This is a genomic window from Curtobacterium sp. MCLR17_054, assembly GCF_003234335.2.
GTDB lineage: Bacteria > Actinomycetota > Actinomycetes > Actinomycetales > Microbacteriaceae > Curtobacterium > Curtobacterium flaccumfaciens.
Genome location: NZ_CP126263.1, coordinates 457,968 through 473,381, shown reverse-complemented (window position 1 = coordinate 473,381; position 15,414 = coordinate 457,968). Strand labels below are relative to the sequence as shown.

Sequence of the window (15,414 nt, the reverse complement as noted above, 5' to 3'; positions counted from 1 at the left end):
CCGTGCGATGGAGTCGAGTGAACTGGCCCTCCGTTGGCTACGTCTCCCTCGAGGACTTCGACGGCCAGCGCGAACACGTGACCCGGTTGCTCGAGGACGCCCCGCCCACGGTCGCCGCGCTCCTGACGGTCAAGTGGACCGACTCGAGGATCGAACGCTGGGTCGTGGAGTCCGCCGACGCCGTCGTCGACCCGGACGCCGACGAGGACGACGTGACGACCCCCGTCGACCTGCCGGGCCACGGTGTGCCCGACCCGGTCGTCGTGCACGCCGACATCGTGGTGCGCAACGACGAGGTCCTCGACACCCCGAGCGGCCTGTGGCGCCGCTGGAACCACGCCAGGGTGTCGCTCCGGCTCCGGGACGCCGTCATCGACCCGCCGGGTGTCGACGCCGCAGCACTGCTCGCCGGTGACGCCCACGTCGCCCGGGGCGAGCTCGAGTACCTGAACGAGCACGACGCCTGGGAGCTCCGTCTGCTGATCTCCCCCGTCGGCGAGGTCGCGATCCGGTTCCGGGGCGTCCGGGTGGCGATCCGGAGCGTCGCTGAGAGCGTGTACGCCGACCTCGAGGCGCGCCCGGCACGCGGCTGGCACGGCCCGGTGCCGGACGGCTGGGTCGAGTGGACGACCGAGGTGGTGCGGGCAGCGGCCTACGGCGACCTCGGCGGACTGCACCTGGCCGACGACGCGAGCGACGTCGACGACGTCGATCCCCGCTGGGGCTTCGCCCCGCTGCACGCCGCCGCGTGGTTCGACCACCCCGAGATGCTCGAGGAACTCCTGCGCCGCGGCGCGACCCTGCAGCTGGAGGACACCGAGGGGCGGACGCCGCTGACGCTGGCGATCGACCGCGACGCACGACGGGCGGTCGACGTGCTGGTCGCAGCGGGCGCCGACCTGGAGGCCCGTGACGGCGACGGCAACACCCCGATCGTCCGCGCTGCGTGGGGCGGGCACGCCGCGATCGTGCGTGCCCTCGCCACCGCGGGTGCGGACACCAGGGCGCGCGGGTCACGGGGCGCGACGCTGCTGATCGCGGCCGTCGATTCCGGCGACCTCGACACGGTCCGCGTCGTGCTGTCGCTCGACGTCGACCGGGACGCCGCCGACGACGAGGGATCGACCGCTTCGGACCGCGCGGAGCTGCTCCGCGAGACGGCCGTTGCCGACCTGCTCGCCGCGGCCTGATCGCGGCCCGTGCCCCGGCCACGTGCCGGGCGCGCGGAAGCACGGCGGACGGGAGCAGGGCCTCCCGTCCGCCGCGCGCCTGCGGGATCGACCGTCCTAGACGGTGACCGACTCGAGGGCGTTCGCCTGCGCGACCCGCCCGTACCAGCGGGCGGAGTCCTTCGGCGTGCGCTCGAAGGTCTCGCGGTCCCACGCGACCAACCCGAACGTCGGGCGGAAGCCGGAGGCCCACTCGTAGTTGTCCAGGAGCGACCAGTGCTGGTAGCCCAGGACCTCGATGCCGTCCTCGATGCAGCGGTGGATGCCCTCGAGGGCGCCCTGCGTGTAGGCCTGCCGGCGGGAGTCGTCAGCGGTGGCGATGCCGTTCTCGGTGATCATCAGCGGGACGCCGCCGGAGAGCTCCCACGCGCTGCGGAGCCCGTCGGCCGAGGCCTCGGGGTAGAACTCCCAGCCGGTCAGGGTGGTCTCGACGTCGTCCGTCACGGGCAGGGGCCCGTCCGGACCGATGAACGTGCGGGTGTAGGCCTGCACGCCCAGGAAGTCGTCGCCGGCGGCCTGCTCGAGGTACCAGTCGTCGCGCGGGTACCCGTACTCGCGGAGCATGGCGTCCGCCCCGGGCTCGCCGGACGACTTGAAGGCCTGGGTCGCGATCGTCCACCCCGACTGGAGGCCCGACACCTGTGACAGGACCTCGCGCGACCGCTTGTGGCTGGCCAGCAGGGCGTCGGCGACGCCCAGGTCCGGGTTCGGCAGGCCGAAGGCCACCAGGTTCGAGGCGTCCTCGCCGCCGGCGAGCATCGCCGCGATGTTCGGCTCGTTGATCGTGCAGACGTAGCGGACACCGTCCTGCACCACGGGGAGCGCGGCCTCGGTGTAGCGGGCGAACAGGTCGGCGGCGTCGGGTGCCCGCCAGAAGCCGTCGCGTTCGAACCAGCGCGGCACGGTGAAGTGCATGAGGGTGACGATCGGCTCGATGCCGAACTCGTGGCAGGCATCGACCATGCGGCGGTAGTGGTCGACCTCGGCACGGCTGACGAACCCGCGCTCGGGCTCGATGCGGGCCCACTCGATGCTGAACCGGTAGGAGTTCAGCCCGAGCTCGGCCGCGATGCGGATGTCCTCGCGGTACCGGTGGTAGCTGTCCGCCGCGTCACCCGAGGGCTCGACGATGGTGGTGTCCGGCTCGTGCTCGTGCACCCACCAGTTGCTGTTGACGTTGTTGCCCTCGATCTGGTGGGCGGCGGTGGCGGCACCCCAGAGGAAGCCGTCGGGGAACTGCAGCGTGGAGATGATGGTGCCTTTCAGTGCTTGTTCGAGTCAGTGCTGGCTCAGGAATGCGTCGAAGACGGCGACCGTCCCGAGCGGGTTCTCGATCTGGGGGCCGTGGTAGCTCGCGGGGATGACGACGTACTCGGCGCCGGTCTGCTCGGCCATCGCCCGCTGCCACGGGATCGGCCAGGCGTTGTCCCACTCGCCGTGGGCGACGAGGACCGGCAGGCCGGTGGCGCGCAGGGCGTCGGAGGCGTCGGTGTGGTCCTCGAGGATGTGGCCACCGGCGACGACGCTGAGCGGGCTCGTCGCGTCGAAGCGGTCGCGCACCATCCGGACGTCGTCGGGCAGCTCCTCGTCGGGCCGGTACGCCCAGAGCGGGTTCGTCGAGTCGAACAGCTGCCGGAGGTTCCCGCCGGTGTCGTGCAGGATCGTCAGCTCGGCGACCTTGCGGTACGGCCACCCGTGCGGCCCGGAGCAGAACTGCACGACGTCGCGGAACGCCGTCGGGTCCTGGAGCGCGGCGGCCCGGACGATCACCCCGCCGAGCGAGTGCCCGACCAGGTGCACGGGGGCGCCGTCGTCGAGCAGGCGCGCGACCCGCACGACATCGGCGGCTTCTTCGTCGAGGGAGTAGTCACGGGGTTCGGTCGGTGCTGCCGAGTCGGCCTGACCGCGCCGGCTGATCGCGACCGCGGTCCACCCGGCGTCGCGGAGGACGGGCAGGAAGGTCCGCCAGTCCTCCTTCGAGCCGGTGTAGCCGGGGACGATCAGCACGGTGCCCTTCGACACCCCCTCGGGCACGATCCGGTAGGCCGTGAGCCGCCCGACCGGGACGTCGATCCCGACGACGTCGACGCCGTCCGGGGTGGGCAGGTGTCCGAACGGCGGGACCGTCGGGAAGTCGTGCAGGTTCGTCATGCGCGCAGGGTCCTCCGCGGGTTGGGAACAGCGTCGAGGAGCGCGATCGTGTACGGGTCCTGCGGGTCCTGCAGCACCTGGGCGGTGTGACCCCGCTCGACCACGGCGCCCTCGTGGAGCACCATGATGTCGTCCGTGATGAGCCGCGCACTCAGCAGGTCGTGCGTGATGTAGAGGAGCGAGACGCCCCACTGCTCGCGGAGGTCCTCGAGCAGTGCGAGCACACCGGCACGCAGCGTCACGTCGAGCATCGACACCGGCTCGTCGGCGATGATCACCTGCGGGTCGCTCGCGAGCGCCCGGGCGATGACCACGCGCTGCCGCTGCCCGCCGGAGAGCTGGTGCGGGAGCTTCTGTGCGAACTGCTCGACGGGGGTGAGCCCCACCGTCTCGAGCAGCTCGAGCACCCGGCGCCGGGCATCGCGGCCGGTCAGCCCGGTGTAGTTCGCGATCGGCCGGGACAGCGTGTACTCGACCGTGTGCAGCGGGTTGAGCGCCGAGTACGGGTCCTGGAACACCATCTGGACCTCGGAGCGGAGGTCCCGCAGGCCGCGCTTGCCGAGGCGGGCGACGTCGAGGTCCCCGAACCGGACCGTGCCGGTGGTCGGCTTCTCGACGCCGGTGAGCAGCTTCGCGATGGTCGACTTGCCCGAACCGGACTGGCCGACCAGGGCGAGCGACTGCCCGGGCTCGAGGGTGAACGACACGTCGCGCACGGCCTGCACCGGCTGCTCACCGCGGCGGGGAGCCGGGTAGGTCTTCACGATGTGGTCGACGACGATCGGGTTGCGGGCGGCACTGCGCTCGCGGGACCCGACGGTGCTGAACGACGAGGTCGTCTCCTGCCGCTTCTCGCCGGCCTCGGCGCGGAGCGAGCGGTCCGGGAAGCCCGGCAGCGACACCACCTCGGCGCGGGGGTCGGCGTAGTGCGACAGGAGCATCTGCGTGTACTCGTCCTGCGGGTCGCGGAGGATCTCGCGGGAGCCGCCGTCCTCGACGATCCGGCCCTCGTGCATCACGAGGACGCGCTCGGTGGCCTCGAGGACGATGCCGAGGTCGTGGCTGATCAGGATCGCCGTGAAGCCCTCGGTGCGCTGCAGCTCGATGATCGTGTCCATCACGGCGTGCTGCACGAGGACGTCGAGCGCCGTCGTCGGCTCGTCGAACACCATGAGCTGCGGCTCGAGCGAGAGTGCCAGGGCGATGGAGACGCGCTGCCGCATGCCGCCGGAGAGCTCCCCGGGGAACCGGGCGAGCATCGACGTCGGCAGCTTCACCTTCTCGATGAGCTCCTTCATCCGGGCGTCCCAGCGGTCGCGCGACACGTGGCCGTGCGCCTTGAAGACGTCGATGAAGTGGTTCCGGATGGTGCGCACCGGGTTGAGCGCGTTCATGCCGGACTGCAGCACCATCGCGAAGCCGCCCTGCCGCTGCTGGCGCAGGGCTTCGTCGTCGAGGTCGCGGATGTCCTTGCCCGCGAAGACGATGCTGCCGCCGTTCGTGCGCGCCGGCGGCTTCTGCAGCCGGGTCAGCGCGTAGCCGAGCGTCGACTTGCCGGAACCGGACTCGCCGACCAGGCCGACGAACTCGCCCTTCTTCAGCTGGAACGACACGTGGTCGACGGCTTGGACGGCCGTCTGGCCGGCCGATTCGTAGACGACCGACAGGTCGCGGACGTCGAGCAGGACGGAGGCGTCGCCCTGGTCGTGACGGGCGTCGGACTGGAGGCCCGTGGCGGCGCCGGTGGGCGCCTCCAGGCCGTCTGCCGGGTGCGTTTCTGGCAAGCCGCTCATGCGCGCTTCTCCTTACGGGGCCGTGCGCCGTCGCGCAGCCGCGGGTTGGACACGGCGTCGACGCCGAAGTTGATCAGGGTGAGGCTCATCGCGAGCAGCGCGATGCAGAGACCCGGCGCGAAGAGCAGGATCCACTGCCCGGTGAGGAGCGCGTTCGAGTTCTGCGCCCAGTACAGGATCGTGCCCCAGCTGACGATCGACGAGTCGCCGAGTCCGAGGAACTCGAGGCCCGCCTCGGCGAGGATGGCGCTGGTGGCGGCCCCGAAGAAGCTGCCGACGATGAGGCTCGTCATGTTCGGCAGGATCTCGCGGAACACGATGCGGGTCGCGCCCTCACCGGAGAACTGGGCGGCGGTGACGAAGTCCCGGCCGCGCAGCGACTGCGTCTGCGAGCGGAGCACGCGAGCGCCCCACGCCCAACCGGTCACGACGATGACCGCGATGATCACCGCGATGCCGCCGTTCTGCAGGTAGGCGGCGATGACGATCATCAGGGGCAGACCCGGGATGACGAGGAACAGGTTCACGATGAACCCGATGACCTCGGCGACCCAGCCGCGGACGTAGCCCCAGCTGAGGCCGATCGCGACGGCGACGAGCGTGGACAGGATGCCCGCGACGGCGCCGACCATGACCGAGATCCGTGCGCCGTAGATGATCTGGGACAGGACGTCCTCGCCGGCGGCGGTGGTGCCCATCCAGTGGTCGGGCGTCGCGTCGGCGGACCGGGCGAAGCCGTTCTGGCTGGCGCCGTACGGGGCCAGGAGCGGGGCGAAGATCGCGACGAACACGAAGACGCCGAGGATGACGATGCCGATCCGGGCCTTCTTGTTCGACCAGACGACGCCGAACTGGCGGGCGGCGGCGCGCCACTTGGACGGCGCCTGGGCTGCTTCTTCTTGCGTGCGGACTGCGACTGTGGCGTCCGGGGTGGTGGTGTTGGTCATCGACGTGCCCCCGGGTGCTTGATGTGGGCGCAGCACGCCGCCTTCGTGGTGTTGTTGGTCATCGACGCGTCCTCGGGTCCAGGACGCCGTACATGACGTCCACGATGAAGTTGGCGATGAGCACCGACACGGTGATCATCAGGAAGAGGGCCTGCATGAGCGGGTAGTCCTGCCCGATGACGGCGTTGAACAGCAGGTAGCCGATGCCCGGGTAGCCGAAGACCTGCTCGACCAGGACCGAACCGCCGACCACACCACCGAGCGCCAGACCGAAGCCGGTCAGGTTCGGCAGGATCGCGTTGCGGGCCGCGTAGCGGATGGCCACGGTGCGTCCGCGCAGGCCGTTGGCCTCGGCGAAGGTCACGTAGTCGTCACCGAGGGTGTTGATCATCGCGTTGCGCATGCCGATGATCCAGCCGCCGAGGCTCGTCACCAGGATCGTGACCGCCGGCAGCACTGCGTGCTGCAGTGCGTCGCCGAAGAAGGCACCGTTCAGGCCCGGCGTCGTCGTGGCCGAGTAGGCGCCCGTGGTCGGGAACCAGTGCAGCACGTAGCCGAGGAAGAACAGCAGCAGCAGAGCGGTCCAGAAGTACGGGAACGTCGACATGAAGCTGCCCGACAGGGTGGGCAGCGAGTCGAGCCAGGTGCCGCGCTTCCACGCCGCCGCGACACCGATCAGGGTGCCGAGGACGAACGCCAGGATCGTGACGACCCCGACGAGGATCAGCGTGTAGGGCAGGGCCTTCGACACGAGGTCACCGACGGGCTGCGGGTAGAACGTGTAGCTCGTGCCGAAGTCGAGGGTGATGACCTGGTGCAGGTAGCTGACGTACTGGTCCCAGAGGTTGCCGGTCGGCACCCCGAGCTGGGCCTCGATCGCCTTCTTGGTGGCGTCGGTGACCGGGCCGTTCTGGCTGAGCTTCGCGAGTGCGGCGTCGGCCGGGCTGCCGGGCATCAGGCGCGGGAGCACGAAGTTCAGCGTGACCGCGGCCCAGAGGGTCAGGACGAAGAGGACGAGTTTCTGGAGGATGTACTTCACTTCTGGTCCTCCTGCTGCGCGGCGTCCTGCTCCTGCAGGATCTGCTTGCCGGCGGCGCTGTCGCGCAGACGGAGCTTCGTGAAGATGAGCAGCGGTGCCGAGTCGTAGTTCTGCGGTGCCATGTACGGGTCCTTCGCGCTCGGCCAGCCGACGAACTTGCCGGTGTTGAACAGGCCCCAGAGCCCGCCGTAGTACATGCCGATGACGGGGAGCTCGTCGTAGACGGTCTGCTGCAGCTGGTCGAGGATCTCCTGCTGCTTCGCGGTGTCCGTCGTCGCCTTGTACTCGTCGAGGAGCTTCTGGGTGTCGGCGTTCTTGTACCGCTCGTAGTTGTTGACCGTCGACTTGCCGACGGGCTGGTAGAACTCGCTGCTGAGCAGGGAGTTGAACGCCTGGTAGACGTCACCGTTGCCCATGCCGCCCATCGCCATGTCGAACGTGCCGTTGTTGATGTTCTGCTGGTACCCGGCGGGCTGCGGCGCCTGGATCGTCACCTTGATGCCGATGGCCGTCAGTTCGCGGCGGACCTCCTGCGCGGCGCGGAGCCAGTCGGAGTAGCCGTTCGCGGTCATGATCGTGATGGCGAGCTGCTTGCCGTCCTTGACGACCTTGCCGCCCTGCACGGTGTAGCCGGACTTCTCGAGGCTGGCGAGCGCCGCCTTCGTGTCCTGCGTGATCATGCCCTTGTCGGGGATGTCCGGGTTGAGGTAGCGCTCCTGGTTCGGCAGGATCAGGCCGGTCTGGCCCGCCGCCGACAGGTTGCCCTCGGACGCGGTCTCGGCGATGGCGTCACGGTCCAGCGCGAGCGAGATGCCCCGGCGGACGTTGACGTCGTTGTACGGCGCCTTCGTGAGGTTCGGGATGAGGCCGATCACACCGCCGGCCGGGAACCACCACTCGTTCGTCTTCGACGCGGCGCCCCAGGTGCCCTTGACGTCGGAGATGAACGAGTACGCCCAGTCGTAGCCGCGGGTGACGGTGTCGAGCTGCGTGTTCGTCGCCGGCAGGATGAGGTGCTTGATGGCGATCTTGTCGGCCTGCCAGTACTTCGGGTTCTTGTTCATCGAGTACTGCTGGTCGGTGTAGTTGCCGAGGACGAACGGCCCGGTGCCGACCGGGTTCGGGTCGCGCCAGGTCGTCGGGTCCTTCACGCCGCCCCAGTGGTCCTCGCCGAGGATGTACGTCTGCCCGATGATCGTCAGGCTCGGGACGTCCTCGCTCTTGAGGTGGAAGACGACGTGGTCACCGTCCTGCTCGATGCTCTTGATGTGCTGCCAGGCGCCCTTGACGTCCATGGCGGGGAACTTCTTGAGCAGGTCGAAGGTGAAGACGACGTCCTTCGCGCTGAACGGCGACCCGTCGGACCACTCGACACCCGAGCGGATCGTCATGTCGATCGTCTTCGCGTCGGGCTGGCTCCACGCGCTGGCGAGCCACGGGTTGCGCTTGCCGTCGAGGGGGTTCACCTCGATGAGGGGCTCGTACATCCACTTGGAGGCCGTGCGGGCGTTCGCGATGTACGGGTTGAAGTTGCGGTCGAACAGCGGGTTGCCGCGGTCCGCGTTGATGAGCATCGTGTCCTTGCCGATGGTGGGATCGGGTTCGGATCGGACCTGGATGCTGCAGCCGGTGGCCACGAGGGCCACTGCGGCGAGGCCGGCGATGGCCGCGACGAGGCGGCCTCGGCGGCGGGGGCCTGGGTCACGCGTGCCGCGCGTGCGCTGTGGGGGAAGCGTCATTGCTCGGTCGACCTCCATGTCGATTCGGTACGTGCTCAATGTATGCGCTTACATCGTGGCGTGCAACTGCGGGTGTTGTTTCGCGGGGCGGCACGGTGGAGTGGGGGCGTCGGCGTCGGGCGGCGCACGGTGCGAGCTGCGCCGACTGGTGCGAGGTTGCGGTCCTGAGGGAGGGCGGCGCACGGTGCGAGGTGCGCCGACTGGTGCGAGGTTGCCCGCTCTGTGCACTGCTACGGGCTCGCACGGGGCGCGGAAGGTCGCACGGGATGCGCAACGCCGCACGGTGCGGCCTCGCGACGGCACGCACGCTACAGCGCGGGCGGGCAGCTCTCGCGCAGCAGCACCTCGACGGGCAGGCGCACGGCGCGCGGCGGCCCCTCGCGGCGCTCCAGCCGGTCCACGATCGCCAGGACGGCGGCACGCCCGAGCGCCCCCATCGGCTGGTGCACCGTCGTCAGGCGCGGCGACGAGAACCGACCGGCGTCGATGCCGTCGAACCCGGTCACGACGAGGTCCTCGGGCACGCGGAGCCCCCGGGCAGCGGCGGCGTCGAGCACCCCGAGCGCGGACTGGTCGTTCGAGCAGACCACGGCGCGCGGGACGTCGTCTTCCAGCAGCGACACCGCGAGCTCCCGCGCCCGGGCCCGCCCGAAGTCGCCGTGCACGGTGCGCACCGCCGAGGCCGGCACCCCGTGGTCGGCCAGCGCCGCGCGGAACCCCGCCGAGCGCTCCATGTCGTCGGGCGAGTCGATGGGCCCCGCGACGTACGCGAGGGACCGGATCCCCAGGCGCCCGATGACGTGCGACGCCAGGGTCCGCATGCCCGCGGCGTTGTCCACGCTCACCGAGTCGAACCCGTGTGAGCGCCGGTCGTCGGCGAGCACCACGACGGGGATGCGGCGGGCGACGTGCTCGAGCAGGTCGTCGGGCACGGTCTGCGCCAGCACGGCGAGCCCGTCGACCCGGCCGGCGACGTCGTTCACGATGACGTCGCGCGACGAGCCCCGCCCGGCGGCGACCATGAGCGCGAGCCCCCGCTGCCAGGCCTCGGTCTCGGCACCGCGCAGGACCTCGTCGAAGTACAGGTTGGACGAGAACGGCTGCGTCACGTGACGCCGGTCGTCGACCACGCGGACGCCGCCGTCGGTGACCAGGTCCGGCCGCTCGTCGGGCACCACGTCGAACCCGGGCAGCAGCAGTCCGACGACGCCGGTGCGCTTGCCGGCGAGGGCACGGGCGTTGCCGGACGGGACGTAGCCGAGGCTCCGGATCGCCGCCTGCACGCGGTCCCGGGTGCCCTCGCGGACGGCGTCGGGCGTGCGGAGCACGCGCGAGACCGTGGCGATGGAGACGCCGGCCGCAGAGGCGACGTCGTAGACCGTGGGAGGTGCGGTGCGCTGGTCGGCCAACCCGTGCCTCCCCTTCGACGTCCGCTGGTGCCGCGCCTCGCGCTGTGCGGCCGGACCATCCTAGGCATGCCGTGTGCCGGGAGTTCTCCACACGGTGCCGGAAACGCTTGCGGGACAGCGGGGGTCGCGCGACACTGTTCCGACCTCAGTACGTCCCGTGAGGAAGCGCACCAGCGGGCCGCGTGCCCGCACCGATCAGGTTGCCCACACACAGGGGAAGGACACGACATGTCACAGTCGACACGTTCCGGGAGCAAGCTCGCACTCCGCGCGAGCCACGACGAGGCCGAGGTGCGCGACGCGCTGCTCGAACGCACGGATTCGATCCGCACGTTCGACGACCTCGACGCACCGCAGGAGACGACGGACCTGCGCTAGCGGCTCGCGCCCGGCCTCCCCCCGGACACGGCCAGGAGGCCCGGGCAGGCGCCCGCAGACCGCTCACGTCCGCGGGCACTCAGCGCTCGGTCGCGCCCACGATCGTCATGCCTGCCCCGCGCAGGCGTCGGCGCTCCTGCGCGATCCAGCTGAGGAGCCGGTCGTTCGTGCCGGCCACGTGCGCGGCCACGAGGTCCGCTGCGCGGTCCGCGTCGCCGTCGCGCACGGCGTCGATGATGGCGCTGTGCTCGTCCCACGCGGCGTCGCGGGCCTCGGGCGTGCGGACCTCGATCCAGCGCGTGCGCTCGAGCCGCGTCAGGGCGTCGGCGATGGCGTCGGTGACGAACCGGTTGCCACCGAGCGCGGCGAGGTCGAGGTGGAACGTCGACCCCATGCGGATGCCGGCCTGCTGGTCGGGGGTGGGCTGGAGCGCGTCGAGGTGCCCGCGGACCTCCGCCAGCTGCTCGGGAGTGGCACGCTGGACGGCCAACCGGACGGCAGCGGGCTCGAGGATGCCGCGGAGTTCGGCGAGCGAGGCGATCTCGTCGAGGTCGATCGGGGTGACCGTCCACGAGCGGCCCTCGTGCAGGATGAGTCCCTCGCGCTCGAGCCGCGACAGTGCGGCGCGGACCGGCGTGCGCGAGGCGTGGAACCGTGCCTCGAGCCCCCGCTCCGAGATGCGCTCCCCCGGTGCGATGTCGAGGGTCAGGATGGCCGCGCGCAGGTTGTCGTAGAGCTGGGCCGTCTGCGACACGGGCGCGGCGTCGGTCGTGTCGGTCACGGCGGACAAGCCTAGCGGCGTGACGGCGGGAATGGTATACCGTTCTGGTATACCAATCCGTTCCGCGATGGAACGACGACGAACGGCCGAGACGCATGCCCACGACCGACGCCCCGCAGCGATCCACCACGACGCCGCCGGTCTCCGCCCGCGCCTGGACGATGCTCGCCCTCGGGGTTGCGGCCCAGGCGGCGGGGACGCTCGTCGTGTCCGCGCCGGCGCTCCTCATCCCCCACCTGCTCAGCCGCGGCACGTCCCTGCCGGCCGCCGGGCTGCTCGCCGCCGCCCCGACCTTCGGCATGGTGCTGACGCTCATCGCCTGGGGTGCGATCACCGACCGGTTCGGCGAGCGCGTCGTCATCGCCGGCGGACTCGTGCTCACCACGCTGGCGGTGGTCGGCGCCTGGCTCGCTGCGGGCGACCCGGTGCTGCTCGGGTTGGCGTTCCTGGCCGGCGGCATGACGAGCGCCTCGACGAACGCCGCGAGCGGTCGGGTCGTGGTGGGGTGGTTCCCGAAGGAGCGCCGGGGGCTCGCGATGGGCATCCGGCAGATGTCGCAGCCGCTCGGCGTGACGCTCGCGGCGGTCACGGTGCCGCAGCTCGCCGAGGGCTCCGGGATCCGCGCGGCCCTGGTCCTGCCGATCGTGCTGTGCGCGGTGCTCGCCGTCTGCTGCGCGATCGGGATCACCGACCCGCCACGCCCTGCCCGGGCCACGGTGGCGACGACGGCGACCGCGAACCCCTACCGCTCGAGCGGCTTCCTGTGGCGGGTGCACGCGGTGTCGGTCCTGCTCGTGGTACCGCAGTTCACCCTGTCGACGTACGGGCTCGTCTGGCTCGTCGGCCTCGGCTGGTCGACACCGGCGGCCGGGCTGCTCGTCGGCGCCGCGCAGTTCGTCGGGGCGATCGGCCGGATCCTGGTCGGTGGCTGGAGCGACCGTGCCGGATCGCGCGTCGGACCCCTGCGCATCGTCGCGGTGAGCGCCGCGGTGGTGATGGCGGTGCTCGCGGTCGTCGACGCGACGCACCTGGCCGGGGCCGCGGTGTTCCTGGTGCTCGCGACGAGCGTGACGGTCGCCGACAACGGGCTGGCGTACACGTCGGTCGCCGAGGCGGCGGGGCCGTTCTGGTCCGGCCGGGCGCTCGGGGCGCAGAACACCGGGCAGTTCATCGCGGCGAGCGCCGTCGGTCCGGGCATCGGGGCGCTGGTCGGTGCGCTCGGGTTCGCGGCGTCGTTCGGCATCGTGGCGGTGCTCCCGCTGCTCGCGGTCCCGCTGGTGCCCCGACGCGACCGTTCGCACGACTGACCGTTCGCGCGACTGACCGCGGACGACCCCGTCAGCCTGCGCCGCCCGTCGCGCCCGTCACCCCTGTTCGTGGTCGGCGCGCTCGGGGTCGTCCTGGGAGTCCCGGCGGCGGTCCTGCATGAGCTCCTTCGTCCGGAGCAGGCGCAGCGCCGTCACGAGCACCAGCCCACCGAGGACGTTGAACAGCAGCGTGTACCCGAACCAGCCGAGCCACTGCCCGTAGGTGATGTCCGCGCCCGACTGGATCGCCCCGAAGACGAGCAGCGAGTCGAGGATCGAGTGGAAGAGCTGCAGCCCGGCGAGCAGGAAGCCTCCGGCGACGGCGGCGACGAGCTTCGCGGGGTCCGAGTCGGTGCCCTGCTGCATCCGCGTCATCAGGGTGATGGTGCTGCCGCCCAGGACCGCCAGCACGATGCTCTGCAGTCCGAACGGTGCGTCGACGTAGTGGTGCGCCGACTCCGAGAGCGTGGCGTGCCACTGCGGGAACGCCTGGACGACGAGCCACATGAACACCCATCCCCCGGCCAGGTTCGCCACGAGGGTGCCGCCCCACAGTCGCACGAGCTGCAGCACGGTCCCCTCGCGGGCGACCACGGCCGCGACCGGCATCAGGAAGTTCTCGGTGAAGAGTTCGCTGTGCGCCAGGTGCAGCGCGATGAAGCCGATGCCGAAGGCCAGCCCGGCGAGCAGGTGGCTGTCGGTCTCGGTGAGCACCGCGAGGTACGCCATCACGCCGAGACCGACCTCGAGGCCGCCGAAGAACCCCGTGACGAGGACGGCGCGGGTCGTCCGTTGCAGCCGCTCCGCGCCCTCCTCGATGGTCGCGTCGAAGGACTCCGCGAGTTCGTCCTCCACGGGTGCGTCGCTGGTGCCGAGCTCACGTCGGCGGTCGTCGGTCATGGCCGGGACGCTATACGCGGCCGTCGTGGCGGCCCGCAGGATCGCGCCGAGACGGACGGGAGGCCCGGTACCAGCCGGCACCGGGCCTCCCGTCCGTCGTCCGGTCACCGCTCAGGCGGCCGGCACCGCCGGTCCCACCGGCCACCGCAGCAACGCCGCGGCGGGCGCGCCGTTCGGGAGCGACGCGGCGTTCACGAGCAGCAGCTCCGCGTCGGTGAGGGCGACCGCCCGCACGATCGCGCACACGGCCGGGACCGGTCCGATGACCGGTGCGCCCGCCGCCTGCTCGGGTGCCGTGGCGATCCACGGCACCGCTCCCAGCGCGAGCAGGGTGCGGTCGCCGATCGCGGCGGCGTCGATCGCGACGACCGAGGCCTGCGCCTGCTGCAGCGCCTCGACGACGGAACCGAGGCCGGTGACCGTCTGGTTGTCCCCGCGGCCGACGTGCGTGCGGAGCAGGTCCTCGAAGTCGTGCCGACGGGTCGCGATGACCCGGGCGAGCGCGATGTCGACGTGCTCGACGAGCGCGGTCTCCGACGCATCCGAAGCCCGGGTGTCGACCGGGACCTCGGAGACGACGGCGCGCGCCTCGGTGGACAACTGGTCGAGCAGGAGCCCCCGTGCGCGGATGTCCCCCGCGACCACGATGAGCTTCGGCTGCAGCTGCCGGAAGGCCTCGTCGACGGACGTGGCGACCTCGTTCTGGTTGTCGCGCCAGATCTCCTCGGTGTGGTGCTGCCACCGCAGGTGCGACCAGCCGCCGCCCTGGAACTTGTGGAGCGTGTCGGTGCGGCCCTGCACGCGCTGCTCGTCGCGACGGTCCGGCACGTCGGCGTGGCCCAGGCGGTAGGCGCGGTAGCCACCGCCCTCGCGGCCGACCTCGACGATCAGGAACGGCAGGTCGAGCGGCCGGTGGGCCAGGAGCGGCAGCAGGTCGGGCACGGGGTCGTGGCCGATCGACGTCGGGGCGTGCATCGCCCCGGGCAGGACCTCGCTGAGCACGAGTTCGCCGTCGTGCACGAGCACGTACCGGCTGACGGGTGCCGGCACCCCCGGTGTCTCCTCGAGTTCGGCCATCACCGTGTCGATGACCTCGGCGCCCGCCCCGGCCGACCGCAGCACGTCCTCGGCCTTCCGGCGCTGCAGGGCGGCGAGGTGCTGCGGGTCCTCACGGTCACCGGACGCGTCGACGTAGGCCCACGTCCACGTGCCCCCGCGCTTCAGGCGTTCGGCGATGCCGGACTGCAGGTGCGGCGCGTCATTCTGCGTCAGAGCCATCGGTGCTGCCCTCCCCGGTCTCGGTGCGGTACACGGTCGCGTCGGCTCCGTCGCCGTCGCCGGTGGGCAACGGGTCGGCACGGTCGGCGTCGTCCTCGGGGAGCACGTCGGTGGTGTCGTCCTGCAGCTCGCCCTCGAGCTCGCCGTCGTAGCCCGACGCGGCGAGGGTCTCCGGGCTGTCGGTGTCGTCGGGGACCGGCTCGGACTGCCGGAACTCCTCGACGTGGGCGTTGCTGCCGTGCCCCTGGACGATGCTCTGCGCCTCGTGCGCGAGCTGCTCGTCGAGTTCGGGGCGGTGGGTGGTGTTCCCGCGTTCGGTCATCGCTTGTCCTCCCGGTCGTGCCACCGGCGGCCTTCGCCGTCCGGGGCGTCGGTGTCTGCTCTGTGACCCCACCGTCCGCGCCCGGGCCTGGGGCCGTTCCAAGGTGCGCAGGGAACGCGCAGTGTCGGTACGGTCACGAAA

General features: G+C 71.4%; 14 protein-coding genes. 3 read left to right on the top strand and 11 right to left on the bottom strand.

The features are described from left to right. Positions 1 to 2 precede the first annotated feature (2 nt). The gene (locus DEJ08_RS02350) at positions 3 to 1,190 is read left to right on the top strand and encodes an ankyrin repeat domain-containing protein (protein WP_146248447.1); all 1,188 of its coding nucleotides are present in this window, start codon (positions 3 to 5) and stop codon (positions 1,188 to 1,190) included. Between the two features lie 96 nt (positions 1,191 to 1,286). Here DEJ08_RS02350 and DEJ08_RS02345 read toward each other — a convergent pair whose 3' ends face one another. From DEJ08_RS02345 to DEJ08_RS02315, 7 genes are all read right to left on the bottom strand, one after another. Then, positions 1,287 to 2,483: a glycoside hydrolase family 1 protein gene (locus DEJ08_RS02345; protein WP_111053881.1), complete on the bottom strand. Its 1,197-nt coding sequence runs from the start codon at positions 2,481 to 2,483 to the stop codon at positions 1,287 to 1,289. A 24-nt stretch (positions 2,484 to 2,507) separates the two neighbouring features. Then, positions 2,508 to 3,380 (bottom strand): alpha/beta fold hydrolase, encoded by an 873-nt coding sequence (locus DEJ08_RS02340; protein ID WP_111053882.1) that lies wholly within the window; start codon positions 3,378 to 3,380, stop codon positions 2,508 to 2,510. Continuing rightward, positions 3,377 to 5,173 (bottom strand): ABC transporter ATP-binding protein, encoded by a 1,797-nt coding sequence (locus DEJ08_RS02335; RefSeq protein ID WP_111053883.1) that lies wholly within the window; start codon positions 5,171 to 5,173, stop codon positions 3,377 to 3,379. The genes DEJ08_RS02340 and DEJ08_RS02335 overlap by 4 nt, the downstream gene beginning before the upstream one ends. After that, complete coding sequence (locus DEJ08_RS02330; RefSeq protein ID WP_111053884.1) at positions 5,170 to 6,120, bottom strand: ABC transporter permease; 951 nt, start codon at positions 6,118 to 6,120, stop codon at positions 5,170 to 5,172. Before DEJ08_RS02330 ends, DEJ08_RS02335 begins: the two co-directional genes overlap by 4 nt. Positions 6,121 to 6,178: 58 nt before the next feature. After that, complete coding sequence (locus DEJ08_RS02325; protein ID WP_017886395.1) at positions 6,179 to 7,159, bottom strand: ABC transporter permease; 981 nt, start codon at positions 7,157 to 7,159, stop codon at positions 6,179 to 6,181. Further along, entirely contained in the window at positions 7,156 to 8,916 is a 1,761-nt protein-coding gene (locus tag DEJ08_RS02320) for an ABC transporter substrate-binding protein (protein WP_258366988.1), read from the bottom strand. Before DEJ08_RS02320 ends, DEJ08_RS02325 begins: the two co-directional genes overlap by 4 nt. 290 nt (positions 8,917 to 9,206) lie before the next feature. After that, positions 9,207 to 10,307, bottom strand: coding sequence for a LacI family DNA-binding transcriptional regulator (locus DEJ08_RS02315; RefSeq protein WP_111029702.1), 1,101 nt, complete (start codon positions 10,305 to 10,307; stop codon positions 9,207 to 9,209). A 228-nt stretch (positions 10,308 to 10,535) separates the two neighbouring features. On the opposite strand from DEJ08_RS02315, the gene DEJ08_RS02310 reads away from it, so the two are divergent. Beyond that, on the top strand, positions 10,536 to 10,685 hold the full coding sequence (locus tag DEJ08_RS02310; RefSeq protein ID WP_155896754.1) for a hypothetical protein: 150 nt from the start codon (positions 10,536 to 10,538) through the stop codon (positions 10,683 to 10,685). A 79-nt stretch (positions 10,686 to 10,764) separates the two neighbouring features. On the opposite strand, the gene DEJ08_RS02305 is transcribed toward DEJ08_RS02310, so the two are convergent. Further along, entirely contained in the window at positions 10,765 to 11,466 is a 702-nt protein-coding gene (locus DEJ08_RS02305; protein ID WP_239001395.1) for a GntR family transcriptional regulator, read from the bottom strand. A gap of 95 nt (positions 11,467 to 11,561) precedes the next feature. Between DEJ08_RS02305 and DEJ08_RS02300 the strand changes: the two genes are divergently transcribed. Beyond that, positions 11,562 to 12,773: an MFS transporter gene (locus tag DEJ08_RS02300; protein WP_042538641.1), complete on the top strand. Its 1,212-nt coding sequence runs from the start codon at positions 11,562 to 11,564 to the stop codon at positions 12,771 to 12,773. A gap of 57 nt (positions 12,774 to 12,830) precedes the next feature. Here DEJ08_RS02300 and DEJ08_RS02295 read toward each other — a convergent pair whose 3' ends face one another. The 3 genes from DEJ08_RS02295 to DEJ08_RS02285 form a co-directional block, all read right to left on the bottom strand. Then, positions 12,831 to 13,673 (bottom strand): formate/nitrite transporter family protein, encoded by an 843-nt coding sequence (locus DEJ08_RS02295; RefSeq protein WP_111053885.1) that lies wholly within the window; start codon positions 13,671 to 13,673, stop codon positions 12,831 to 12,833. 111 nt (positions 13,674 to 13,784) lie between these two features. Continuing rightward, positions 13,785 to 14,951 carry a baeRF2 domain-containing protein gene (locus DEJ08_RS02290; protein ID WP_111053886.1) on the bottom strand — a complete coding sequence of 389 codons (1,167 nt, stop codon included), beginning with the start codon at positions 14,949 to 14,951 and terminating at the stop codon, positions 13,785 to 13,787. Continuing rightward, positions 14,932 to 15,273 carry a hypothetical protein gene (locus DEJ08_RS02285; RefSeq protein WP_111029698.1) on the bottom strand — a complete coding sequence of 114 codons (342 nt, stop codon included), beginning with the start codon at positions 15,271 to 15,273 and terminating at the stop codon, positions 14,932 to 14,934. The genes DEJ08_RS02290 and DEJ08_RS02285 overlap by 20 nt, the downstream gene beginning before the upstream one ends. Positions 15,274 to 15,414 lie beyond the last annotated feature (141 nt).

What these genes read in the sequence shown, in the direction of transcription:
- DEJ08_RS02340 (WP_111053882.1), bottom strand. Translation starts at nt 3,380, where the DNA reads ATGACGAACCTGCACGACTTCCCGACGGTCCCGCCGTTCGGACACCTG.
- DEJ08_RS02335 (WP_111053883.1), bottom strand. Translation starts at nt 5,173, where the DNA reads ATGAGCGGCTTGCCAGAAACGCACCCGGCAGACGGCCTGGAGGCGCCC.
- DEJ08_RS02330 (WP_111053884.1), bottom strand. Translation starts at nt 6,120, where the DNA reads ATGACCAACACCACCACCCCGGACGCCACAGTCGCAGTCCGCACGCAA.
- DEJ08_RS02320 (WP_258366988.1), bottom strand. Translation starts at nt 8,916, where the DNA reads ATGGAGGTCGACCGAGCAATGACGCTTCCCCCACAGCGCACGCGCGGC.
- DEJ08_RS02310 (WP_155896754.1), top strand. Translation starts at nt 10,536, where the DNA reads ATGTCACAGTCGACACGTTCCGGGAGCAAGCTCGCACTCCGCGCGAGC.
- DEJ08_RS02300 (WP_042538641.1), top strand. Translation starts at nt 11,562, where the DNA reads ATGCCCACGACCGACGCCCCGCAGCGATCCACCACGACGCCGCCGGTC.
- DEJ08_RS02295 (WP_111053885.1), bottom strand. Translation starts at nt 13,673, where the DNA reads ATGACCGACGACCGCCGACGTGAGCTCGGCACCAGCGACGCACCCGTG.
- DEJ08_RS02290 (WP_111053886.1), bottom strand. Translation starts at nt 14,951, where the DNA reads ATGGCTCTGACGCAGAATGACGCGCCGCACCTGCAGTCCGGCATCGCC.
- DEJ08_RS02285 (WP_111029698.1), bottom strand. Translation starts at nt 15,273, where the DNA reads ATGACCGAACGCGGGAACACCACCCACCGCCCCGAACTCGACGAGCAG.